The organism is Paenibacillus sp. MAHUQ-45 (genome assembly GCF_058133325.1).
Window position 1 is genome coordinate 84437 of the sequence record NZ_JBYUPV010000008.1, and the last position, 20600, is coordinate 105036.

Here is a 20600-nt window from a genome sequence, read left to right on the forward strand (position 1 = left end):
TTACAATTGTATTACGATCTACCCCCGAGGGATTAATAGAGAAGAAATGATCGAAAATCAGCTGAAAAACAACTGAAAAAAGCCAGTATAATCTATGAATATGTAGAAAGAATGTAGAAGCAAATAAAGTTATGAATCTAGCAAATAGCATTGACAGGAGGTGTGCATCTATACTACTATACAAATAGTTACAAAATATTAATTAATGTTGCCGAATTTCAATCGTTGAAAACGGGGGAACCACATCTGGGTGAATTATTCCTGAACGCAAGGGAATATAGGGAAACCTTTAACCGAACCCTCAGCTAACTCCGTAGGCATTTGAAGGGAGAATAACGTTCTGAAGAAGTTTATTGTTTCTGTAATTGGAGCCGCTATTCTATTCACTGCAGCACCAGCCGCATTTGCCAGTAACGTTAATGCTAAGATCGACAATGAAGTAAACCAACTCATTGGTACTCCTTATGTATGGGGAGGCACAACAGTTGCGGGTTTTGATTGCACCGGATTTATTTTATACATATTCAATAAGTTCAATGCTGGAGATCTTCCACGCACCTCGCAGTCCCAAGCCAAAGCTGGTACAGCTGTCGCTAAAGAAGATCTTCGTGTCGGAGATTTGGTATTTTTCAATACTCTTGGTAACGGGATCTCTCATGCAGGCATTTATATCGGTGATGGCGAGTTCGCCCATTCTTCCAGCAGCAAGGGCGTTCGAATCAGCAAATTGTCGGAATCGTATTATGCTGAACGTTATGTTACCGCACGTCGTGTCGTGAGTGAGACAAGCTATCAGGCCATGACTGCCCAGAAATAATCCATTAAATACATAGAAGGTGTCCCGAATTAGTTAGTTTTCTGGCTAATCGGGACACCTTTTATTTTAGAGTATAGAAGATTAGCGTAAAATATAGCCGCCGTCCGGGAACAGGGTGCTGCCGGTGGTGTATCCGTTCGTCAGCAGATAGACGACAGTATGTGCGGCTTCTGCGGCTGTGCCGATACGGCCGAGCAGATTGATTTTGGCATAGGCGTTGTAGGATTCATCCCGAACAGCCTGTTCGGCACCTTCCCAGTTAAATTCTGTGTGGATCGTTCCTGGGGAAATAACATTGACACGAATTGGGGCGAGCTCTACCGCTAGTGCCTTGCCCAGACTCTCGATGGCTCCATTGCAGGCAGCGTAAGATGCTCCATCTGTGAGTGGTCTTTGCCCAAAGGCGCCGGACATTAGGACCACCGATCCACTAGGGTTCATGTGAGGGGCACCGTATTTTACAGCATTGTATTGTGGCCAGAATTTGGCGTCGAAGCAGCTGCGGGCAACTTCCGCGCTTGCCGTGATCGGCCCTCTGACATAGCTGGCACCAGGCGTGAACAGATGATCGAATGGACCCACTTGCTCGAAAAAGGATTTGAGCTGTTCCTCATCTTTATTGTCCAGCGTATATATTTCCACGGAGTCAGCGCCCAGTCGTTCCTTTGCTAGTTCCAGTTTGTCCAAGGACCGACCTGCCAGAACGACGGAAGCGCCTTGTTCCACCGCTTGTTTGGCTGTAGCGAATCCAATTCCGGAACTTCCTCCTATAATAACGACCCGCTGATTTTGTAGAGTAAGAGTTGACATGATAGGTTGTTCTCCTTTATTCGTATGATGGTTTCCATTCTATTATTGGGTAAAATAACAGCGCTGCCCAGTACGCACTTTATTCGTACCCGGTACGAAAATTCGTACTAATGGATGTTTTGCCATTCTCCAGGCAAGAGACGTGCAATTAAGGAGTGTCCCAGGTATGATGGAGAGAACAGGAGAGGTGATAATGATGAAACGAAATTCGCAGGAGCCTAGACTGACAGGTGTGCTGGCAACCTTGGATGTCATCGGGGGTAAATGGAAGCCGCTGATCCTGTTCATGCTGCTGGTGGACGGAACGAAGCGGTTCGGGGAGCTGCGGCGGAGAATTCCAGACGTGTCCCAGGGCACGCTCACAAAGCAGCTACGGGAGCTGGAGGAGGACGGGCTCATTGACCGGATCTTTTATCAAGAGATGCCTCCACGCGTAGAATACAGCCTGTCTGAGCATGGCAGGACGATTGCTGTGGTGCTGGACAGCATGTGCGGCTGGGGCAGAAGCCATCTGAGCTTCGTGAATGAACGGGAAGATGCCGGAAAGACTGTCAAGGAGAGCTGAGAAGACGGCAGTTTGGGGAAAATAACCTGTAGAGCGCACCTAGCTTGATAGGGTGTAAATACATCTCGTTAACAAGTTGAAAGCTGCTGAACAGCTTACTATAGCCGTATAAAAAGAGCAGAACCGAGATTCTCGGCTCTGCTCTTTTGTATGTCAAGACTGTTCGCCAGACTGGCGAGACCTAGTGTTCCAGACGGTAGCCGCCGTGGAAGACCGGTCCTACGTACTGGTTGAACGCGAAGCCGTTGCGGATGGCCGCAGAGACGAAGTCTTTCGCCTTGGCCACCGCATCGTCCACGGTTAGGCCGTTCGCGAGTCCACCGGTAATCGCAGCTGCAAAGGTGCAGCCTGCGCCGTGGTTGTGTGCCGGTTCGATTTTATCCGCTTCAAAGACGGTGTAGTCTGTACCGTTGAAGAAGACGTCGATCGCTTTGGAGCCATCCAGCGCCTTGCCGCCTTTGACTACAACGTTGCGGGCACCCAGTTCGTGGATCAAACGTGCAGCTTCTTTCATATCTTCAATGGTGGTGAGCTTGCCGAGACCGGACAATACACCTGCTTCAAACAGGTTAGGTGTAACCACGGTGGCCAGAGGCAACAGCAAATCGCGGATCGCTTGCGCGCTCTCCGGATTCAGTACCTCGTCTTCTCCTTTGCATACCATAACAGGATCAATGACAACATTGGTCTGGAGATTCTCACGGATTGCCTGTTCGGCTACCTTGACAATTTCTACACTCCCCAGCATGCCGGTCTTCATGGCATTAACTGGACCGCCGGCGAAAATGGTTTTAAGCTGTTCGGCAACGATAGCCGCATCCACCGGATAGACATTATGGTGCCAGCCATTGTCTGGGTCCATCGTCACAATAGTGGTGAGAGCGCTGAAGCCGTATGTTCCGTATTCCTCAAAAGTTTTCAGGTCAGCCTGAATGCCCGCGCCCCCGCTGGAGTCACTGCCGGCAATAGTTAAAGTCTTAATAATCTTTGACAATGCAAACGTCCCCTTCTTCTATGTCTTAATTCATAAGTACGAATTGAATTGATTATAACAAAAATCGGCACACAGTGAAAATACATCAGAGTTTCATATTATACATTGAAAAAATCATGAAATCTCTGTTAGTCTGGTAGAGTCCGTTTTTTACAATAACATTAAGGATAGTTTACTCTGTGAAGGGACTTTTGTGTGATGAAGATTGTGCGAATTATTGCTCAGGTGGTACTGCTGTACTTGTTCTCCCTGGCTGGCGAGGCTGTGAAGCAGCTTCTGCATCTTCCTATACCGGGAAGTATTATCGGTCTGTTGCTTCTTTTTATTCTGCTGCTATGCCGGGTTGTGCCTATCCGCTGGATTGAGCATGGGGCTGCGGCGATTCTGGCGTATCTTCCCTTGTTCTTTATTCCCGCGACAGCGGGCATTGTGGATCATTTGAGCCTGTTTAGCGGAAAAGGGCTACTGCTGATTGTAGTGCTGATCTTGAGTACGACAGTCACGATTGGTGCGGCGGCACATTCCAGCAGATGGTTTGCCAGATGGAGCATGGATGTACCAAAGGCCCTGCCGGGAATGGAAGAGAAGGAGAAGGAAGCTTCATGATTCTAACTGCGATTGCAATTGTGCTGGCCAATGTAAGCATATATGTGCTGATGGCCTTGATCTATAAAAGATTCCGCATCCCTGTTCTGATGCCAGCCTTAACTGCGACGTTCATGGTTGTCGTCCTGCTGCTATACTTTGAAATTCCCTACGAGACCTACATGATCGGCGGACAGTGGATTAACAAGCTGCTAGGTCCCGCTGTCGTTTCGTTAGCTTATCCGCTCTATAACCAGCGTCATGTGCTGCGTCGCAACCTTCCAGCGGTTCTGGGAGGTACGCTAACTGGACTCTTGGTAGGGATGTTCAGTGGAATTCTGCTGGCTATGCTGATGGGCTTTCCGAAGCAGTATATTCTATCCCTTCTGCCCAAGTCAATCACGACACCGGTAGCGATCCAGATCTCTGGCAGCTTGGGCGGAGAGTCGTCTCTGACCTCTGTCTTTGTGATGATTGCCGGATTTACCGGGGCCATTGCTGGTCCGTACATCCTGAAGCTGTTCAGAGTCCGCAGCGAGCTCGGCATTGGGATTGGTCTAGGAACCGCATCTCACGCACTGGGAACGGCCAAGGCACTGGAGTATGGGGAACAGTCCTTGTCCATGAGCTCGGTCGCGATGACCGTGTGCGCGGTTGCAGGTTCATTCACTGCTCCACTTGTAGCCTGGCTGCTGTACCATTAGCAACATAGAAAACGGGTACCGTCCTAATAATAAGGAGGGTACCCGTTTTCTTGTTCACTTATTTGAACAAGAGGGTCTGGATCGCATGACCTGGAATGGAGGTCTCAGCCAGCTGTTCACGGCAACGGAGGGTGAACGGCAGCTCATTGTCCGTCCGGTTCATGACGACAACAGCAATGGTTCCGTCTGGGTTGCGGAACGCCGTTGTCTCCAAACTGTCGGTATACTTGGAGCTTCCAATGCGCTTGGCGCCTGGACGAATATATTTACTGAAATGCCCGATGTAGTAGTAGGAGCTCTCGAAGATGAGTTCATCCTGTACAGTATCGCCAATAATCGGGGCATCACAGAAGTTGCCTACATGGTTAGGGCCACCTTGCTCGTCGAGCAGAATATTCCAGTCGGTCCAAGTGGACATCCAGTTGTTCAGGTTACCGATGATATCATGGCCGTAACGCTCGCCTGTCTTCCAGGAACCAAGTTGAACGCCACCTTCCTGACAGCCTTCGCTGAAGAAGAGCTTCTTGTCCGGGAAGCGGTCATGTACCGCAGACAGGGCTTCGAAGTGATCTCCGGAGTACCAGTGGAAGCAGATGCCCCAGATGTACTTGGAAGCAGCTTGATCTTCAAAAGCAACTTTGGCACGGTCATAGACACGTTCCTTGTTGTGATCCCAGATCAGCACCTTAACGTGGGACAAGCCGGCTTTTTCCAGTGCAGGTCCGAGGTAATCACGGACAAAATCTTTTTCTTCCTCGGCGGTGTAGATACAGGAATCCCAAATTTGTTGAGCTTTGGCTTCATTCTGTACGCTGACTCCCCAGATATCGATACCTTCTTCGGCATAGGCTTGGATGTATTTCACAAAAAGGTTGGCCCAAGCTTCTCTGTATTCTGGTTTAAGCTTACCGCCATTATTCATTTCGCCATTCGTCTTCATGAAGGCTGGAGGGCTCCATGGCGAGGAGAAGAGACGGAAGTCTGTACCTACTGCATTAGAAGCGCGCTTGATCAGCGGAATAATGGACTCATGGTCGCGGGAAATATCGAAAGTTGCCAACTCGGCATCTTGCTCTTCTACATAAGCGTAGTTGCCGAGCGAGAAGTCACAGCTTTGAATGTGCGAGCGGCACAGCGTGTATCCAATGCCTTGCTCCCGGTCGAAATAGGCATCAATGACTTTCTTCTGGTTCTCTTCGCCCAGCTTGGCCAGCGTTACTGCCGAAGCTTCGGTAAGCGCACCGCCAAAGCCTTCAATTTCTTGATATTCAAGATCATCATAAATGTTGATGAGTGTATTTTCTTTTCCCTCAGTGTCAGGAGTGAACGTAAGCGCTTGCTTTTCAGTCAGACGATCTGCGGTATCTTTAGCGGTCTGGATGACGCGAATAGTTCCTTGGCTCATAGTGATGATAACCTCCTAGGTAATTTCATAAATTTATTATAGGAGGAATTCCGGCCTCCTTTGAAGAAACAATATGGCTAATAACCTCATCAATCTGGTCATGAAAGTGTAAGAAAAGAGGGATTACTATGGAAAAAATTGGTGTAAACATACAGCTCAGCGGCTACATCAGCCATGATCAGCCCTTTCGGCAACTATTCCGAAACGGTCTCGAAACCTATATCATCCGGCTTCAGGTAGAAGGTGAGTGCGAAGCGCTGATCGACGGTAAGATGGTGACCGTCCTGCCTGGGGACATGCTTTTGTTTCCTCCGGGGGAGGTCTACGATCTGCGGATCGGAGAGAAGCAAAGTCCGCTGGGCCACAGCGGCGATTATTTTGTCATGTGTACGGGCGACTGGGTGGATTATTGGTGGAACAAACGTGAGCGCCCGAAGAAAATCAGAATCGCTGATGTCGGCAAAATACACAGCGTATGGCAGCAGCTTATCTTTGAACAAAGAAGGCTGGACGGAGGCAATGCGGAAATCCTTCAGGCCTTATTCAAGGCATTATGTCTGCTCCTCGACCGAGCCATTGAAGAGGCGCCTGTGACTTCCTCCTCATCACTACTGCTTGCCCTCAAGATGAAAGGCTATATCGAAGAACACGCTACCTCCGTTATTCGTTTGGAAGATGTGGCTTCCCATGCTGGGATCAGTCCGACAAGAGCCGTGCATCTGTTCAAGGCGCAGTTTGGATACTCTGTGATCCAATATGCCAAGCAAATCCGTCTGGCTATGGCCCTAAGTCTCATGGATAACAGTAACTACACCCTGGAGCGTATCGCAGAAGAATGTGGCTTTGGCAGTTATACTTATTTCCACAAAGTCTTCCGGGAGCGCTACGGGGTATCCCCTGGCGTGTATCGGCGGAGGGAATAATTCAGTGGCTGGAGTGAATTGGCGCTACATAGTGTTCGCACCAAGAAGGAACTTCATACAGTACAACCCTTGGGGGAGTCTGGAGGAATGTCGAGTGACAAGAAAAGGTACTCAGCTCCTCCTATGTGAAGGGTCTGAGTACCTCGTTAACTACATTTGGTTAGTTTGAACCCTGTGGGATCGTGCCATGAGGGATGTTAAGCAGCTCCTCACTTTGTTCCCACAGTGACTGTGCGAGTGCCGGATCAATTGCCCAACTGCGAACACCTCTACGCTCACTATAATCATCAGGAACAAATTCCGCGATATCACTGTCTTCGCAGTATACGCCACCTTTGCCTTCTAATAATGGATTTGCTGCGCAAAAGACAGTTGTGGCGGCACCTTCCTCAACGGTTTTAAACCCTTCAGGTGAAATGAAATTACCTGCAGCATCACGATGAACGCCCCAAAGTGCGAGCACCTCATCAGATAAATGGCGAGTCAAGCCAGTCAATATGCCTCCAGGATGGACGGCGAATGCCCGGATGCCATGCTCCTTACCCCGTTTATCCAGTTCAATCGCAAACAGCGAGCATGCCGTTTTAGATTGTCCGTACGAAATGTCTGTGTTATAGGGTCTGGTGTTAAAGTTAAGGTCGCTCAAATCAACCTGACCATCCATATGACCGATGGAAGAAAGCGACACTACTCGGGCGTTCCCTGACTTTTTCAGTGCTTCCCAAAGTCTGGTGGTCAATTGGAAATGACCCAAATAATTGGTCGCCAGCTGAGTATCAAATCCGCGGTAATCTTTAATTTCTGGCGGTGCTGTAACACCGGCATTATTAATTAGAATATCAAGCTGACGATCAGACTTTAGAAATTCGGCGGCAAAAGCATCAATGGATGCCGGATTAGAAAGGTCTAATTGAAGAACTTCTACATTATTGAATTGACTTACATTCTGCTGCGCTTGCTCTACATTGCGGGCCCCGACAATAACTGTAGCTCCGGCTTTCGAGAGTACTCTTGTTGTTTCAAGACCAATCCCTCCGTGACCGCCAGTTACAATGGCAATTTTCCCGTGAAGATCACGCCCAGCTAAAGCTTCCTGTGCAGTAGTATGAAATCCGAAACCTGATTGCAGCGGTTTTTGTTCTGTACTCATGTTGTTAGTATTCTCCTTTGTAGATCATATATTTGGCAGGATCGGCAGGTATTCAATAAAAGGAATTGTTAAAGATTTTATCCAGTTAACACCTCTCATTTTAAACTATTATACAAATTACGATAATCGTCTATGTGTGTATAATAAACGAGTGGACAGATATTGTAAAGTGTCTATATAATAAAATTACAGAAAATCAAGACTGGGGCAGTGTTGAATGGACGATCAAAAGAGGCATCACATTATTTCGACCGCACTTGAGGTGTTTTACAAGTATGGATACAAGCGTGTATCGATGAATGATATTTCTCAGGCAGCTGGAATCTCACGAGCAGGTCTTTACTTATTTTTCAAGAGTAAAGAGGAGATTTTTAACTCAGCGATACTTTTCAATGGGGAAAACCTTATAGAGGAAATACAAAAAGGGCTGTCGCAGCGGGACACACCCAAAGAAAAAATCTATTATGCTTTTGAGGTTTGGGCAATCAATATATTCGATCAAGCGCTGCATTCGCCAGAAATCAGGGAAATTTCGGACAGCTCTTATGAATTTGCCCGCGAAGCGTTAGATATGAGCTATAGGAAGTTTGAAGATGTATTGGCCGCACTGATTCAAGAACACTTCGAAAGTAATGAGAAACGTGGAGGGCTGGATCCGCAGCAGCTGGCTTACCTCTTAACAAGCTCTTTGCGCGGGTTCAAAATCGTCGCCAAAAACTCGAATGAGCTGGAACAATTAATTCGGCAATTAGTAGAGGTTATTCTGGCGCCGTAATGAAGGATTCTGAATCAGGATGGCAAGTACCTCCGACAGGCTCTTGTCTGAAATGCAAAAAAAGAAACCCAAGTTCTTTAAATAACCTGGGTTTCTCGACACAGAGGTCGGCCTCAATGGCCGGCTTCTGTGTCTATTTGGCAGCTTTCTGTTGAAAGCTGCTTTATTTTATATTCCTTGCCCCAATCCCTCATAAGTATGATGATCGGAGTTAAGGTTCTTCCAAATTCGGTCAACGAATACTCCACTTTGGGAGGGACCTGCTGATACACTTCACGATGCACTACACCGTCTTCTTCCAATTCACGAAGCTGTAGGGTCAGCATCCGCTGGGTAATTCCCGGACAGATTCGGCGGAATTCGCTGAATCGTTTGGTCCCATCCATTAGATGATACAGCAAAATTCCCTTCCATTTGCCACCGATGACATTCAGTGTATGTTCTACAGGGCAAGCCTGCCCTGTGTCCAGTGAGATATCCTCGCTAAAGCGGCTTTTTCGGTTAGGCATGAGTTCTTCTCCCCTTGGTATCATTTTGTATACTACACCACATTAATGTGCGTACTTATAAAAACGAAGTATATAACTTAATATTAAAACTGTGATCGGTTATACGTCAATTCAATGAGAAGAAGAGAGGGAATAATTGTGGAAACAACATCTGTGAAAAAAGAAATCCTGTCAGCTTACAAATTCAGACATGCGACTAAAGAATTTGATAGCAGCCAAAAGATCAACGATGAGGATTTTGAATTTATATTAGAGACTGGACGATTGTCCCCAAGCTCCTTTGGCTTTGAACCATGGAAATTTGTGGTGGTTCAGAACCCGGCACTCCGTGAGAAATTGTATGACTATGCTTGGGGAGCGCAGAAACAGCTGCGGACGGCTAGCCATTTCGTACTTATTTTGTCCAGACTGCCTAAAGATCTGCATCCTGACTCCGATTATCTCAGTGGACTAATGCAAAATGTTAAAAATTTGCCACCTGAGGCCATGGAGGTAAGGAAAAACAGGTACGGTGCTTTCCTGAAAACTGATTTTGAACTGGTAGATAATGAACGGGCATTATTTGAATGGGGTTGCCGACAATCCTATATAGCGCTAGGCAATATGATGACGGCTGCAGCGCAAATCGGAGTGGATTCCTGCCCCATTGAGGGCTTTAACAAACGTAAAATTGAAGAGATCCTGTCCGCAGAAGGAATTATGGACGAGGGCCACTTTGGAATATCCTGTATGGTGGCGTTCGGCTATCGACTTAACGAGCCGCGCGTGCAGACTCGGCAAGACGCCGGACAGGTAATCCAGTGGGTGTAAGAAATGATATCAAGAACAGGCCAGATAACTCTGTGCCTGTTTTTTTTATGAAACCTTCCAATCTTTATCCAAAATTATGTATTTATTCTGTTCCTTGATATATAATTTCATGACCATCATGAATATGGAGGTCTTCACATGTACTTAACGACAGATACCCAATCTCTGCGGGTGTATGAAGCGCTCGCCAGCGAAGTGCGTTTGCGAATTGTAGATCTGTTGGGTGAGCGGGAAATGCATATCAAGGAGCTCGCTGCGGAGCTTCATCTCAGCAGCGCAATTGTTAGCTCTCATGTGGTCAAATTGCAGAAAGCGGGCATTGTCAGCTCCAAAATGAAGCGGATCGCCGGCGGTACCTATAAGTACTGTTCGCTGTCTGCGAACTATTTTCTGGTGAAACTGGATGGTTCCCATGCGGTTGCCCGAAAAGTCGTCGAGGTGTCCGTTCCTGTCGGACATTACAGCGATCTAGAGGCCGCTCCCGGCTGCGGAATTATAGGCTCGGATAAAGTGGTGGGCTATTGTGATGATGATGCGCGGAGGTTTCGGGATTCGTGCCATGCCGATGCCAGTGTCCTATGGCTTGATAAGGGTTATGTAGAATACAAAGTACCCAATTATCTTTTCAGGGACAAAGCGATGCAGGAGATTGAAATCTCCATGGAAATCGGCTCCGAGGTGGCTCATGTGAACGAAAAATGGCCGATAGATCTTACTTTTACGCTGAACAACAGAGATTTGGGGAGATGGACCGGACCTGGAGAGTCAAGCAAACTGAGAGATCGCCTGACCCCGGATTATTGGAAGAATGAGGGTCATCGGCGCGGTCTGCTAAAAGTGCTGCGGATCAACGCCAGCGGGACATTTATGGATGGACAGCAGATTTCCGAGGTGACGCTGGCTGATATTTGTTGGGATCAAGAGGACTGGACATTCAGACTTACGGCTGCAGAAGTGAACCGAAGGCGAGGCCGGCTGGCATTATACGGCTGCGGAAGCGGAAATTACGAGCAGGATATTGTGTTCAGAGTCTACAGCGAATGAGCCTATGAAAAAGCTGGTGTCATGATTGGAAACAACCTCATCGGGTAACGATAACTAAGAACCAACATCGCACAGCCCAAAAGGAGGATTCCACATGACGGATCATATTCAGGACGAAGCGGACATTCGCAATAAGAAAAATAAAGCCGGTGATTCACTGGCGGAAATCAAGAAGATTGAGAATGGTGTCGATATCGAGACGCAGGCGGACGATTGGGTCGCCAAGCCCGCGGAATCCGCGCATCCTGACCCGCTTCCGAACAATCAGGGCTAAGAACCGCTAAGCAGGCCGTCCATATGGATGGTCTGTTTTGTTGTGCTTACAGCAAAAAGGATTGGTATGAAACGTTGTAGAAGCCTGCTATTCAGGGATATGTCTTTTTTGTACGAAAGTGAAGGCAGTGCAGAATATTTCCATTCTAAGGAAGGCATACTATGTCCCGATGTTCATGCATTAGATGTACAAACAGGGGGCGAGATCCATTTCAATTTTCACAAGTGCATCGTTTATCTCATTGTATAACTATGGGCCAGTTGCCGCGGTCAGTGAGTACTTTTTTTACTTTATGGTGTATTCTTTCCTGGGCTGGGTACTCGAAGGAACTTACAATTTATATAGTCAGGGAACCTTTCGCAAGGAAGGATTTCTGCGAGGTCCGTTCAAACCGATGTACGGCTTGGCTCCGCTGTTGCTGCTGGCTGCTCGGGAGCTGGGAGTATCGCTTCCACTACACCTGATATGTGCCTTGCTGATACCGTCAGCGGTTGAATACGTTAGTGGTTGGCTGCTGCAAAAAGTCTTTCACAAGCAATGGTGGGACTACTCTGGTATGTCTTACCAGCTTCATGGACATATCTGCCTGCGTTTTTCTGTATACTGGTGGATGCTATCCATTGCCTGTATGTATGTGCTTCAGCCGCTCATGGTGGTGTTGTACCGTCAGGTGGGGGTAGTATGGGGGATAGCCATGCCGTTAGTCATGCTGTTATTTAGTGCAGATTTGCTATGGACCTGTTGGACCCGAGCTCGGGGTCAGAAAGAATTGGAGCTTGGAGAGGGATAACGAATTGCTACGAAACAATACCATAAAGGGCGAATAGTCTTCATACAATAAAACGCCCGGCTTGGCAATCAAAAGGGAACCCTGTACAGAGGTACAGAGCTCCCTTTTTTCACATTACTTATACGTATTCTGTTCATTCTTCTGGAATTTTTGATCATCGCTACTGATCATTTCTTTCCGGTGATCCTTCTTCTTTTGTCCGAGCTGCTGGGCCTGCTGGCTTGTCACAGGTGTCGTCTCAAGATCACTTACTGTGTTGATTAGGTTTTTATCCGGTTTAACTGGACTCATTGTATAATCCTCCCTGGTATGAAATGATAGGCGTGGTTCGTATCTATTGTGGCAGTATTCAGCCTCGACTATGCAAATTCATTACAACAGGTGCGTGTATTGTACGCTCTTGAAGCGATGGAAGAAAAAGTTAAGGGTGAACAAGGTCAATGACAGGGCTTTGTCTAATATACATATATAGTAGTTCAATCAAGGTCACGTCATAAACCCAAAGGATGATTAATCATGCCAATGTCTGAGTATTATCGAGGATTACGGGAAAAGATCGGACCAGAGTTGCTACTGATTCCCTCTGTAGCGGCAGTTATAAGAAATGAAGAAGACGAGATCTTGTGTATTCGCAAACCGGGCGAGACAATGTGGGGCCTGCCTGCAGGTGCCATCGAACCAGGAGAGAAGCCTGTGCGTTCTCTACGCAGAGAGGTGTATGAAGAGACAGGACTAATGGTTAATCCGGACCGGATGATCGGCGTTTTTGGTGGTGAAAAATTCAGATACGAGTATAGCAATGGTCATCAGGTGGAGTATCTGGCCATGGTATTTGAATGTTCAATGATCAATCGAACGCTTGTGGGACTGGAAGGAGAGGCGGAGGAACTGAAATTTTTTAAGGAAGAAGAACTGCCGGAGCTAGCAATTCCTTATCCGAAAGAGATTTTTGCCAAAAGCAGTTCATCCTCAAAGCCAATATTTGAATAAAGCATGGTCTGTTAGTAGAAGTCAGCGACATAGAGTAGTAGGAGGCAATAATGAAAATATATATTTATAGGTATTCTTGTCATGTGGAGAACTAAAATAATCTACCTTTCCGCCGTTCTGCTCGTCATCGTGCTTGGCCTTGGTTCCAGGGCGTTTGCGGAGCAGCTACCACCGTTCGTCTCCAGACATTTTGGCGATGCGTTATGGGGGAGTATGGTCTACCTTGGTTTCCGAATGCTATGGACGAGACGACAGCTCTTGTTCTCCTTCTGGCTAAGCCTGCTGTTCAGCTACGGCATTGAGTTCAGCCAGCTGTATCAAGCGGACTGGATAAACAACATACGCGCAACTGTACTGGGAGGCCTGGTATTAGGAAAAGGGTTCCTGTGGATTGATCTACTCAGGTATACTATCGGAATTACTGTCGTCTTTGTTCTGGATAGAGCAATCTCGCAACGCTATAAAGTCAAGCATTGGAGATGAATGAGAACATGACGAACAGCTTAATTATTGTATGCCTGCTCACCTTGATCATCCATACCGCGGAGACCCTATCTTATTCGATCAGATTTGCCGGAGTGAGACTGAACAAGATTGCGATTGCCCTATCTCTGACCGGAATCATTGTTCTGGTATCCAGAACGGCCAATATGATCCAGGCCCCGTTGACAGCTAAATTCGTCGATTATGCCAAAGTGAATCCGGGTTTCCCGCTGCTTAACTATTTAATGATCATTATGCTCGCTTCATCGCTGGGCACTTTGATTGCTATAGGTGTCTTTCCGACATTTGTAGGTCTGTTCGAAAGGGTCATCTCCAAGCTGGAAATCGAAGGTTCTATTCCGAAGTTACTGAACAGTGTCACGATAAGCCAGCTCAAGAATACCCGAAAATACATAAAAAAACCGAAAGTAAGACTCTACAGCTTCAGGTATCTGGGCATTCCTAAACGTTTTATTATTATGAATATCTTCGTTACGGCGTTCTACACCGTTGGTGTCTTGTCTTCACTCTACGCTGCACATCTCGTTCCACAGTTCAGTACAACAGCCTCACAAGCTTCAGGACTCATTAATGGGCTGGCGACGATTATGCTTACAGTATTCATTGACCCGCAGCTGGGGATTATTACGCATAAGGCTACTCAGCATGTAGAATATCGGGATCAGCTTGGAAAAATATACGTTGTACTGATGGGCTCCAGATTCCTGGGCACCTTACTCGGCCAAGTTGTGTTGTATCCTGCTGCGCTCTTCATTAGCATGTTGGTCAAGCTGATCTAATAATACAAGGTGGTTGGTATCAGCAGCCCATCAGTCCATCATTCCTGGTGTTTATTTCGGAAGCTTCAACTCCGCAGTGCGAAGCAGGGTAGAGATTTGTTTCTCCCAGCCTATCAGCTTTAGCTGCAAGGCTTGGATGATTTTCATCTGGGCAAAAGAGGTCTCCATTCCTGCTGCAGCAGCGGGTGCGTCACCTTGCTTCATTCCTGTCTGATACCGCTTATGAGCTTCTGCGCGAAGCCTTTGTGCAGCAGTAAGCTCTTTACTCCCGGTGGTGGCCACCTTCCGAAGCGCTGATATAGCGGCAATAGTTTCTCTAGCTGGCTGGGTCTTGTCAGTGGTCTGCTTCCGGGCTGTCGTCAATGCTGCGGATTTCGCTTTGATCTCGGCCTGTGCCGCTGTCGCCGCTGCTTTGAGCTTGTTGCGCTGCAGATCAAGTACCGCGGCAGTCTTGGGATCCTTGGCATTACGTGCAGCCGTAGCCTGTTGTCCTAGTGTATTATACTTTTCGAGCAGTGGCGCATGTTTCTTGCGTGCTGCATCAACCTGCAGCTTCAAGTTGTCGATTTGGGCCTGATCGGTGGATTTGAGCTTCCCCTGGATTGCCTTCAAGTCATCATTGTTCTGCTTGCGCAGCTTCTGGAGCGTTCCCGTGTTCTGGGTGATGTTCTCCTGTAAGGTAGAATAGTCGTTGTACAGATTGCTAATACGTTCCAGCGCCATGTCCCAGTCTGATGTCGCCGCTTGGGCTTGAGGCAGATGCAGAAAAAACAGGGACAGCGTTAGCAAAATAGCAGCAGCGAACTTTCGATATACCATTGTTTTTGTATTAACTGCTGAGCGATTACCCTTTCTGTCACGTACTTTGTCTACAATCATTGGCTCCCACATTGATCTCAACCTCTTCTCTGAATAGTAGTAGGCACAAAAAAAGCACCCCCAAGAAAGGCATTTCTGCCTGTCCTGCGAGGTGCTTCGCCCGCAAATCTATCATAATTGATGCTTTTACTATAACTTGAAAATTAATGGATAGTCAATCAAAATATAGAACATTTGTTTTCTATTTAATCATGAAATATACTTTTGTTAACATAAATTACACCTTTCAATGAAGGAGGAGCAGAATGACTCCCTACCAGGAACGTTCGAAGGAAAAGGTAGCCCTAATAACTGGTAGTTCCAGCGGCTTTGGGCTGCTGACAGCGATTACGCTTGCTAAGAAAGGCTTCAAGGTAGCTGCAACTATGCGGAATCTTAGCCGCAGCAGTGAGCTTGAGCAACAGGCCCGACAGGAGGGCGTGCTCGATAAGCTGTACTTTATACATATGGATGTAACAGACCAAGCTTCTATTGATACGGCCGTGGGCAAAGTGGCCGCAACTTTTGGCAGAATAGATGTACTAGTGAACAATGCGGGATACGCTGTAGGTGGATTCGTGGAAGAAGTAACGATGGAGGAGTGGCGCGGACAGATAGATACGAACCTGTTCGGCCTTATTGCCGTTACCAAGGCTGTGCTGCCACTGATGCGGGAACAGAAGAGCGGGACGATTATCAACGTTGGAAGCATCAGCGGTCTGTCCGGGTTCCCCGGATATGCGCCATATGCTGCATCCAAATTCGCAGTGGAAGGTTTCAGTGAAAGCCTGCGCCATGAGATGTCACCGTTTGGGATCAAGGTCGTCATTGTTGAGCCGGGCTCATTCCGTACCCCCATCTGGGATAAAGGACTGGACAGCATTCACAGCAGCCCAGATTCGCCATACAGTGAGCGGCTTGATGCCGTGCTGCACTACACCAGAAAGACTGCTGAATCGGCTCCTGACCCACAGCAGGTAGCAGATTTGATCGGGCGGATTGCAGGGATGTCTTCACCAAGGCTACGTTATCCCATCGGGAAAGGAACGCGTATCCTGAGATGGGGCAAGACGCTTTTGCCCTGGAAATGGCTCGAAAAGATTATAGATAAGAATTTGAAGAAGTAGTGAAGTTTTGTGTTTCTTGGGCTGAATAAGGTAAACTATCATATATGGATTTGATATTTAAGAGAGAGAATTGAGGTATGCTGATGCCGAAGCCATTGGAGCTGCATATATGCTTTGATGAACGAGGGTTTGAGATTGAGGTTCTGGATGTTACCCCGGTGGACCGGGACATGTACCGAATTGAGGAGACACCGATTTTTAATCCGGGGGTGTCTATGGGGGATGTAATTCGCCTAAAGGAAGAACAGGGAGTCTACTACTATCAGGAGACTGTCCATAAATCCAATTTAAAACGATACGCCTGGTTGCTAACCCAGGATACTGCTTATTCACCGATTCTGGCAGCTTTCAAGCAGCGGGTAAATAGCGCCGGTGGAAGCTGGGAGCAGATTTTTGGCGGATTGGTCGTTATTCATATTCCGCAGGACGCTGTGCTGGATGTGGAAGACGAAATGAGCCGCATTATTGATTGTTTTGGGGACTGAAAACAAGAGTTATCTATACGAATTGATGAGGTGAATAATTATGAAGAAATATGCGAAGCAATGGGTACCGACACTCTTGATTGCCCTTGTCGTTTCCTTATTCCTGAGAACTTATGTTGCTGAAGCGATGAAGGTTCCTACCGGGTCGATGATTCCGACCATTCAGATTAATGATCGTCTCATTGTCGAGAAACTATTATGGATGACTTCACTGGAGCATGGCGATATTGTTGTGTTCTACCCACCGGTGCCTGGTGATGAAGACAAACGTTATGTCAAACGACTCATCGGACTTCCTGGTGATACGGTAGAGATCAAGGAGGGGGCTCTGTACAGAAACGGCCTCAAGGTGGATGAGCCTTATCTGAAAGAGCCGATGAACTATAGCTTTGGACCGGTTACCGTTCCGGCGGACCACTATTTTTTCCTTGGGGATAACCGGAATATCAGTTATGATGGCCATTTGTGGGAGAATCCGTTTGTCGCCAAGGATAAGTTGATTGGAAAAGTAATTGCGGAAATCCCAACCCACCTACTATTTCAGCGTTAACGGAGTTCCCGGTTCAGATTATGTTTATGTAAATATAATAAGATAACCTCTGGAAGCTTGTTAAGAGGTGAGAATAAAATGCTGGATCACTTTACAAAGAAACGTATAGAGAAGATCATGGATCACTATATCAAGGCCCAAAACTCCGGGCGCTCCAACCCGCAGCGTAAACTCAAGTATCGGATACATGAGAATACGGTAACGCTGCTGGATGAGCGGCCGATTTTTCTGAATGGACAATGGATAGAATGGGGAATTGCCCAATTTTGCAGGAGTGATCAGGGTTGGCGCATTTACTGGCGGGATCTGAAGAACCATTGGCATGTTCTGGACAATATTAAGCCTGATACTGATTTTGAGAAACAACTTAAGATTGTAGAGCAGGATTGCAATGGAATCTTTGGTGCTTAACAACTACTGCACGTTTGTCGTCTTAGATTGAGAGCGAATTTTGGTTATTGGATAGTCTGCTACTATGACATTATCGAGGATGCCTGTCAGCATTTGCACAAACGCCTGATGTTTGGGATGCGGGCCATATTGGCGAAGGGCGTCCTTATTTTCAAAAGTTACTCGAAGTCCCAGTGTGTAACCATGTATGTTATCCACTTCTTCAGTCTCATTCACCCCGGCCGTAATTTGCACAATTCCCGGAATATCTCCTTTAAAAGACAATAAAGTCTCCACAAGCTGGGGCCCTGTCGCTGGATCATAGTTGCCGTTGAATTTAAAGAGAACCAAATGTTCGAACATAAATAAAACTCCTTTATACATAAAGTGTAGGGCTAATGGACGGTTCCGCTTTAGCTTACCACAAAGAATTTTGTCAATAAAACATGGAAAAGCGCGAGGTAAGGCTAATTCCTCTCTTTGGTAAATTTAGTGATGCTAAAGTTGGGATACTTTGGAACTAGTTGACGGCGTTAATGTGACTTTTCCCATATTGTCAGGCCAAACGCAAATAGACTATGATCAAGTAAAGGCAAAAGGAAAAAATTCCTATACATAAGAAAGGGTGCTGATTCTTGAAAGTTCATGTCACGGATCTAAAACACGGCGACTGTCTTCTGACAGACACTTTCAATAGTGTTGGTCTGCACGTGCTCCCGAAAGGGACTGTCGTCCAAAGTGAAGAAATCACCATCCTCATCCGGCACAAGATTGATTATGTGGATATTGAGCCACGCTCCATGCAACAGGGAGTGCAAGTCAATAATCTAGAGCAGGATCTGAAAGCCAATCTGGATCTTGCGATCCAGAATTATGAATCCATCTTTTTGGAGGCACTTGCCAAGGGAAGTTTTACGCAAAGCATGGTTGATAATACGCTCCAACCCTTGCTTGAAAGTCTAGATGAGCAAAAGGATGTCGTTTCGCTCCTGCTTTTGTTCGACCGTAACGATATTGATACATACAATCATTCCCTGCAAGTCGGATTATTATCGTATTATATTGCTTCCTGGTTGGGACATTCCAAGGCAGAACGCTATGAGATCAGCAGAGCAGGTTATCTGCATGATATTGGTAAAAGCCAGGTTCCGGCTGCGATTCTGCATAACACAGGCGTCTTGACTCCTTCTGAAGAGGAAGAATTGAAACGCCACACTACATATGGCTATGAGATTATTCGTGAATCGATGAAAGACGGAATTACCGCTCTAGTGGCCCTCCAGCATCATGAGTTTGAAGATGGCACCGGCTATCCGCGCAATATGCACAAGAACGACATTCACCCGTATACACGGATTGTCGCTGTCGCCAATACTTATATGGGTTTGACGACAGCCCGAGCCAACCAACCTAAGCAAGGTCTGATTACAGTGCTGCGTAAGGTGCATGAGCTTGGATTTGGCAAGCTGAACGGAAATGCAGTACAAGCGTTGACAGGACATCTGTTGCCTAACTTTGTTGGTAAGACTGTACAGCTTAGCAATGGAGAGATGGGTACCATTATCATGAACAATCCGCTGGACATGTTCAGACCGCTCGTGAAGGTGGATGAATCCTTCAGAGACTTGTCCAAAGAACGCAATCTGTCTGTTGAAGAAGTCTTTATCTAGTTTGCTATGACAATAAAGCTGTCCTTTGGTCCAACGACCGGAAGGGCAGTTTTATTGTTTTTATCCCCTGATTTTTCCAAATTTGAATTCCGGTAACGGATTGGCTATGATTAATTCATAACCTGATGAAGGAGATTTCCATGAAGACCGAAGATCAAATTGAGAAAATGAAGAGATTCCGCAACGAAATTACCCGGTTTATGCTGCTCTACAAGTTCGCTCTGGATGAAATGGAGACCAAGGTTGATATACTGAAGCAGGAATTCCAGTCGCTGCATGACTATAGTCCCATCGAGCATACGAAATCACGGTTGAAGTCTCCTGAGAGTATTATGAATAAAATGCTGCGCAAGAATAGCGAGATTTCACTGGCCGCTGTGAAGAATGATATCAAGGATATCGCGGGCCTCCGCATTACCTGCTCTTTTATTTCTGATATTTATCAAGTTAGCGAGATGCTGCAGAAGCAAGACGACTTGACGGTGCTGGAGATCAAGGATTACATCAAGAATCCCAAGCCTAACGGTTATCAAAGCCTGCATCTGCTGATTCAGGTTCCGGTATTTATGTCTGACGGTCAGGAACTGGTGTGTGTCGAAGTGCAGATTCGTACCATTGCTATGGATTTCTGGGCTAGCCTGGAGCATAAAATCTTCTATAAATACAACCAGTCCGTTCCGGAACGGCTCACCCGCGAGTTGAAACAGGCTGCCGAATCTGCGAACATGCTGGATGTGCAGATGGAACGTTTACACCGCGAGATTAAGGAAATCAAGGACGCACAGGGTGAGGACGACATGATAGAAGACCTGAAGCGGATTATTATTAATAATCAGAAAATTTCCTTGCCTTCCGGCTTCCTCAAGCTTTTAGGCGAATAACAGCCATTTTCATTCAAACAATCACAATAGTGAGCAGAGTAGCGATTCTCTCGTATGGGGGGATCGCTGTTTTGCATTTTTGGCTAACGCGGCTGAGCAGAGTAGAAGATGGATATAGCATTTTTTTCTTACCGTTCATGTGAAACTTTCGTTTATAATAATATTAATCATTATTTTATAGTAAGCGTTACGTAAAAACACAGGGGGTGCC

General features: G+C 46.7%; 27 protein-coding genes and 1 riboswitch. Of the genes, 19 read left to right on the plus strand and 8 right to left on the minus strand.

Going from position 1 to position 20600, the window contains the following annotated elements; all coding sequences use genetic code 11:
• Positions 1-199: 199 nt before the first annotated feature.
• A riboswitch (cyclic di-AMP (ydaO/yuaA leader) is annotated at positions 200-336 on the plus strand.
• Positions 337-340: 4 nt separating this feature from the next.
• Complete coding sequence (locus AC3Y23_RS17965) at positions 341-817, plus strand: C40 family peptidase (RefSeq protein ID WP_379201881.1); 477 nt, start codon at positions 341-343, stop codon at positions 815-817.
• 81 nt (positions 818-898) lie between these two features.
• Here AC3Y23_RS17965 and AC3Y23_RS17970 read toward each other — a convergent pair whose 3' ends face one another.
• Complete coding sequence (locus AC3Y23_RS17970) at positions 899-1627, minus strand: SDR family oxidoreductase (protein ID WP_379201419.1); 729 nt, start codon at positions 1625-1627, stop codon at positions 899-901.
• Between the two features lie 193 nt (positions 1628-1820).
• Here AC3Y23_RS17970 and AC3Y23_RS17975 point away from each other — a divergent pair, with 193 nt between their 5' ends.
• On the plus strand, positions 1821-2192 hold the full coding sequence (locus tag AC3Y23_RS17975) for a winged helix-turn-helix transcriptional regulator (RefSeq protein ID WP_379201421.1): 372 nt from the start codon (positions 1821-1823) through the stop codon (positions 2190-2192).
• A 181-nt stretch (positions 2193-2373) separates the two neighbouring features.
• Here AC3Y23_RS17975 and thiD read toward each other — a convergent pair whose 3' ends face one another.
• Positions 2374-3186, minus strand: coding sequence for a bifunctional hydroxymethylpyrimidine kinase/phosphomethylpyrimidine kinase (thiD, locus tag AC3Y23_RS17980; RefSeq protein WP_379201423.1), 813 nt, complete (start codon positions 3184-3186; stop codon positions 2374-2376).
• 198 nt (positions 3187-3384) lie between these two features.
• On the opposite strand from thiD, the gene AC3Y23_RS17985 reads away from it, so the two are divergent.
• Both AC3Y23_RS17985 and AC3Y23_RS17990 read left to right on the plus strand, forming a co-directional pair.
• Positions 3385-3792: a CidA/LrgA family holin-like protein gene (locus AC3Y23_RS17985; protein WP_379201883.1), complete on the plus strand. Its 408-nt coding sequence runs from the start codon at positions 3385-3387 to the stop codon at positions 3790-3792.
• Positions 3789-4475, plus strand: a complete 687-nt coding sequence (locus AC3Y23_RS17990) for an LrgB family protein (RefSeq protein ID WP_379201425.1) — start codon at positions 3789-3791, stop codon at positions 4473-4475. Before AC3Y23_RS17985 ends, AC3Y23_RS17990 begins: the two co-directional genes overlap by 4 nt.
• 58 nt (positions 4476-4533) lie before the next feature.
• Here the strand turns inward: AC3Y23_RS17990 and AC3Y23_RS17995 are convergent, their stop codons facing one another.
• Entirely contained in the window at positions 4534-5880 is a 1347-nt protein-coding gene (locus AC3Y23_RS17995; RefSeq protein WP_379201427.1) for a glycoside hydrolase family 30 protein, read from the minus strand.
• A 128-nt stretch (positions 5881-6008) separates the two neighbouring features.
• Here AC3Y23_RS17995 and AC3Y23_RS18000 point away from each other — a divergent pair, with 128 nt between their 5' ends.
• Complete coding sequence (locus AC3Y23_RS18000) at positions 6009-6803, plus strand: AraC family transcriptional regulator (protein WP_379201429.1); 795 nt, start codon at positions 6009-6011, stop codon at positions 6801-6803.
• A gap of 160 nt (positions 6804-6963) precedes the next feature.
• On the opposite strand, the gene AC3Y23_RS18005 is transcribed toward AC3Y23_RS18000, so the two are convergent.
• Positions 6964-7953 carry an SDR family NAD(P)-dependent oxidoreductase gene (locus AC3Y23_RS18005; RefSeq protein WP_379201431.1) on the minus strand — a complete coding sequence of 330 codons (990 nt, stop codon included), beginning with the start codon at positions 7951-7953 and terminating at the stop codon, positions 6964-6966.
• Between the two features lie 217 nt (positions 7954-8170).
• Here AC3Y23_RS18005 and AC3Y23_RS18010 point away from each other — a divergent pair, with 217 nt between their 5' ends.
• Entirely contained in the window at positions 8171-8728 is a 558-nt protein-coding gene (locus tag AC3Y23_RS18010) for a TetR/AcrR family transcriptional regulator (RefSeq protein ID WP_379201434.1), read from the plus strand.
• A gap of 113 nt (positions 8729-8841) precedes the next feature.
• Here AC3Y23_RS18010 and AC3Y23_RS18015 read toward each other — a convergent pair whose 3' ends face one another.
• Complete coding sequence (locus AC3Y23_RS18015) at positions 8842-9237, minus strand: winged helix-turn-helix transcriptional regulator (RefSeq protein ID WP_379201436.1); 396 nt, start codon at positions 9235-9237, stop codon at positions 8842-8844.
• A 138-nt stretch (positions 9238-9375) separates the two neighbouring features.
• On the opposite strand from AC3Y23_RS18015, the gene AC3Y23_RS18020 reads away from it, so the two are divergent.
• The 4 genes from AC3Y23_RS18020 to AC3Y23_RS18035 all read left to right on the plus strand — a co-directional run bounded on the left by AC3Y23_RS18020 (position 9376) and on the right by AC3Y23_RS18035 (position 12155).
• Complete coding sequence (locus tag AC3Y23_RS18020; RefSeq protein WP_379201438.1) at positions 9376-10047, plus strand: NAD(P)H-dependent oxidoreductase; 672 nt, start codon at positions 9376-9378, stop codon at positions 10045-10047.
• A 138-nt stretch (positions 10048-10185) separates the two neighbouring features.
• Positions 10186-11091: an ArsR/SmtB family transcription factor gene (locus tag AC3Y23_RS18025; protein WP_379201440.1), complete on the plus strand. Its 906-nt coding sequence runs from the start codon at positions 10186-10188 to the stop codon at positions 11089-11091.
• Between the two features lie 94 nt (positions 11092-11185).
• Complete coding sequence (locus AC3Y23_RS18030; protein ID WP_379201442.1) at positions 11186-11365, plus strand: hypothetical protein; 180 nt, start codon at positions 11186-11188, stop codon at positions 11363-11365.
• A 184-nt stretch (positions 11366-11549) separates the two neighbouring features.
• Entirely contained in the window at positions 11550-12155 is a 606-nt protein-coding gene (locus tag AC3Y23_RS18035; protein WP_379201445.1) for a putative ABC transporter permease, read from the plus strand.
• 114 nt (positions 12156-12269) lie between these two features.
• Here AC3Y23_RS18035 and AC3Y23_RS18040 read toward each other — a convergent pair whose 3' ends face one another.
• Positions 12270-12446: a hypothetical protein gene (locus AC3Y23_RS18040; RefSeq protein WP_175374447.1), complete on the minus strand. Its 177-nt coding sequence runs from the start codon at positions 12444-12446 to the stop codon at positions 12270-12272.
• 225 nt (positions 12447-12671) lie between these two features.
• Between AC3Y23_RS18040 and AC3Y23_RS18045 the strand changes: the two genes are divergently transcribed.
• The 3 genes from AC3Y23_RS18045 to AC3Y23_RS18055 all read left to right on the plus strand — a co-directional run bounded on the left by AC3Y23_RS18045 (position 12672) and on the right by AC3Y23_RS18055 (position 14428).
• Positions 12672-13145, plus strand: a complete 474-nt coding sequence (locus tag AC3Y23_RS18045) for an NUDIX domain-containing protein (protein ID WP_379201447.1) — start codon at positions 12672-12674, stop codon at positions 13143-13145.
• An 81-nt stretch (positions 13146-13226) separates the two neighbouring features.
• Positions 13227-13628 (plus strand): ribosomal maturation YjgA family protein, encoded by a 402-nt coding sequence (locus AC3Y23_RS18050; protein WP_379201449.1) that lies wholly within the window; start codon positions 13227-13229, stop codon positions 13626-13628.
• A gap of 8 nt (positions 13629-13636) precedes the next feature.
• Positions 13637-14428: a lipid II flippase Amj family protein gene (locus tag AC3Y23_RS18055; RefSeq protein ID WP_379201451.1), complete on the plus strand. Its 792-nt coding sequence runs from the start codon at positions 13637-13639 to the stop codon at positions 14426-14428.
• A 51-nt stretch (positions 14429-14479) separates the two neighbouring features.
• Here the strand turns inward: AC3Y23_RS18055 and AC3Y23_RS18060 are convergent, their stop codons facing one another.
• The gene (locus tag AC3Y23_RS18060; protein WP_379201453.1) at positions 14480-15307 is read right to left on the minus strand and encodes a hypothetical protein; all 828 of its coding nucleotides are present in this window, start codon (positions 15305-15307) and stop codon (positions 14480-14482) included.
• A gap of 245 nt (positions 15308-15552) precedes the next feature.
• Here AC3Y23_RS18060 and AC3Y23_RS18065 point away from each other — a divergent pair, with 245 nt between their 5' ends.
• From AC3Y23_RS18065 to AC3Y23_RS18080, 4 genes are all read left to right on the plus strand, one after another.
• A complete protein-coding gene (locus AC3Y23_RS18065; RefSeq protein ID WP_379201455.1) occupies positions 15553-16413 on the plus strand; it encodes an SDR family oxidoreductase in 861 nt (286 codons plus the stop codon).
• Positions 16414-16496: 83 nt separating this feature from the next.
• A complete protein-coding gene (locus tag AC3Y23_RS18070; RefSeq protein WP_379201457.1) occupies positions 16497-16898 on the plus strand; it encodes a DUF4265 domain-containing protein in 402 nt (133 codons plus the stop codon).
• A gap of 40 nt (positions 16899-16938) precedes the next feature.
• Positions 16939-17448: a signal peptidase I gene (gene lepB / locus AC3Y23_RS18075; RefSeq protein ID WP_379201459.1), complete on the plus strand. Its 510-nt coding sequence runs from the start codon at positions 16939-16941 to the stop codon at positions 17446-17448.
• Between the two features lie 78 nt (positions 17449-17526).
• Positions 17527-17859 (plus strand): DUF3024 domain-containing protein, encoded by a 333-nt coding sequence (locus AC3Y23_RS18080; protein ID WP_379201461.1) that lies wholly within the window; start codon positions 17527-17529, stop codon positions 17857-17859.
• A gap of 3 nt (positions 17860-17862) precedes the next feature.
• Here the strand turns inward: AC3Y23_RS18080 and AC3Y23_RS18085 are convergent, their stop codons facing one another.
• A complete protein-coding gene (locus AC3Y23_RS18085) occupies positions 17863-18201 on the minus strand; it encodes a Dabb family protein (protein WP_379201463.1) in 339 nt (112 codons plus the stop codon).
• Between the two features lie 272 nt (positions 18202-18473).
• On the opposite strand from AC3Y23_RS18085, the gene AC3Y23_RS18090 reads away from it, so the two are divergent.
• Positions 18474-19508, plus strand: coding sequence for an HD-GYP domain-containing protein (locus AC3Y23_RS18090; protein ID WP_379201465.1), 1035 nt, complete (start codon positions 18474-18476; stop codon positions 19506-19508).
• Between the two features lie 140 nt (positions 19509-19648).
• Positions 19649-20389: a GTP pyrophosphokinase gene (locus tag AC3Y23_RS18095; RefSeq protein ID WP_379201467.1), complete on the plus strand. Its 741-nt coding sequence runs from the start codon at positions 19649-19651 to the stop codon at positions 20387-20389.
• Positions 20390-20600: the final 211 nt, after the last annotated feature.

What these genes read in the sequence shown, in the direction of transcription:
- AC3Y23_RS17970 (WP_379201419.1), bottom strand. Translation starts at nt 1,627, where the DNA reads ATGTCAACTCTTACTCTACAAAATCAGCGGGTCGTTATTATAGGAGGA.
- AC3Y23_RS17975 (WP_379201421.1), top strand. Translation starts at nt 1,821, where the DNA reads ATGATGAAACGAAATTCGCAGGAGCCTAGACTGACAGGTGTGCTGGCA.
- AC3Y23_RS17985 (WP_379201883.1), top strand. Translation starts at nt 3,385, where the DNA reads ATGAAGATTGTGCGAATTATTGCTCAGGTGGTACTGCTGTACTTGTTC.
- AC3Y23_RS17990 (WP_379201425.1), top strand. Translation starts at nt 3,789, where the DNA reads ATGATTCTAACTGCGATTGCAATTGTGCTGGCCAATGTAAGCATATAT.
- AC3Y23_RS17995 (WP_379201427.1), bottom strand. Translation starts at nt 5,880, where the DNA reads ATGAGCCAAGGAACTATTCGCGTCATCCAGACCGCTAAAGATACCGCA.
- AC3Y23_RS18000 (WP_379201429.1), top strand. Translation starts at nt 6,009, where the DNA reads ATGGAAAAAATTGGTGTAAACATACAGCTCAGCGGCTACATCAGCCAT.
- AC3Y23_RS18005 (WP_379201431.1), bottom strand. Translation starts at nt 7,953, where the DNA reads ATGAGTACAGAACAAAAACCGCTGCAATCAGGTTTCGGATTTCATACT.
- AC3Y23_RS18010 (WP_379201434.1), top strand. Translation starts at nt 8,171, where the DNA reads ATGGACGATCAAAAGAGGCATCACATTATTTCGACCGCACTTGAGGTG.
- AC3Y23_RS18015 (WP_379201436.1), bottom strand. Translation starts at nt 9,237, where the DNA reads ATGCCTAACCGAAAAAGCCGCTTTAGCGAGGATATCTCACTGGACACA.
- AC3Y23_RS18025 (WP_379201440.1), top strand. Translation starts at nt 10,186, where the DNA reads ATGTACTTAACGACAGATACCCAATCTCTGCGGGTGTATGAAGCGCTC.
- AC3Y23_RS18030 (WP_379201442.1), top strand. Translation starts at nt 11,186, where the DNA reads ATGACGGATCATATTCAGGACGAAGCGGACATTCGCAATAAGAAAAAT.
- AC3Y23_RS18035 (WP_379201445.1), top strand. Translation starts at nt 11,550, where the DNA reads ATGTACAAACAGGGGGCGAGATCCATTTCAATTTTCACAAGTGCATCG.
- AC3Y23_RS18040 (WP_175374447.1), bottom strand. Translation starts at nt 12,446, where the DNA reads ATGAGTCCAGTTAAACCGGATAAAAACCTAATCAACACAGTAAGTGAT.
- AC3Y23_RS18045 (WP_379201447.1), top strand. Translation starts at nt 12,672, where the DNA reads ATGCCAATGTCTGAGTATTATCGAGGATTACGGGAAAAGATCGGACCA.
- AC3Y23_RS18050 (WP_379201449.1), top strand. Translation starts at nt 13,227, where the DNA reads ATGTGGAGAACTAAAATAATCTACCTTTCCGCCGTTCTGCTCGTCATC.
- AC3Y23_RS18055 (WP_379201451.1), top strand. Translation starts at nt 13,637, where the DNA reads ATGACGAACAGCTTAATTATTGTATGCCTGCTCACCTTGATCATCCAT.
- AC3Y23_RS18060 (WP_379201453.1), bottom strand. Translation starts at nt 15,307, where the DNA reads ATGATTGTAGACAAAGTACGTGACAGAAAGGGTAATCGCTCAGCAGTT.
- AC3Y23_RS18065 (WP_379201455.1), top strand. Translation starts at nt 15,553, where the DNA reads ATGACTCCCTACCAGGAACGTTCGAAGGAAAAGGTAGCCCTAATAACT.
- AC3Y23_RS18070 (WP_379201457.1), top strand. Translation starts at nt 16,497, where the DNA reads ATGCCGAAGCCATTGGAGCTGCATATATGCTTTGATGAACGAGGGTTT.
- lepB (WP_379201459.1), top strand. Translation starts at nt 16,939, where the DNA reads ATGAAGAAATATGCGAAGCAATGGGTACCGACACTCTTGATTGCCCTT.
- AC3Y23_RS18080 (WP_379201461.1), top strand. Translation starts at nt 17,527, where the DNA reads ATGCTGGATCACTTTACAAAGAAACGTATAGAGAAGATCATGGATCAC.
- AC3Y23_RS18085 (WP_379201463.1), bottom strand. Translation starts at nt 18,201, where the DNA reads ATGTTCGAACATTTGGTTCTCTTTAAATTCAACGGCAACTATGATCCA.
- AC3Y23_RS18095 (WP_379201467.1), top strand. Translation starts at nt 19,649, where the DNA reads ATGAAGACCGAAGATCAAATTGAGAAAATGAAGAGATTCCGCAACGAA.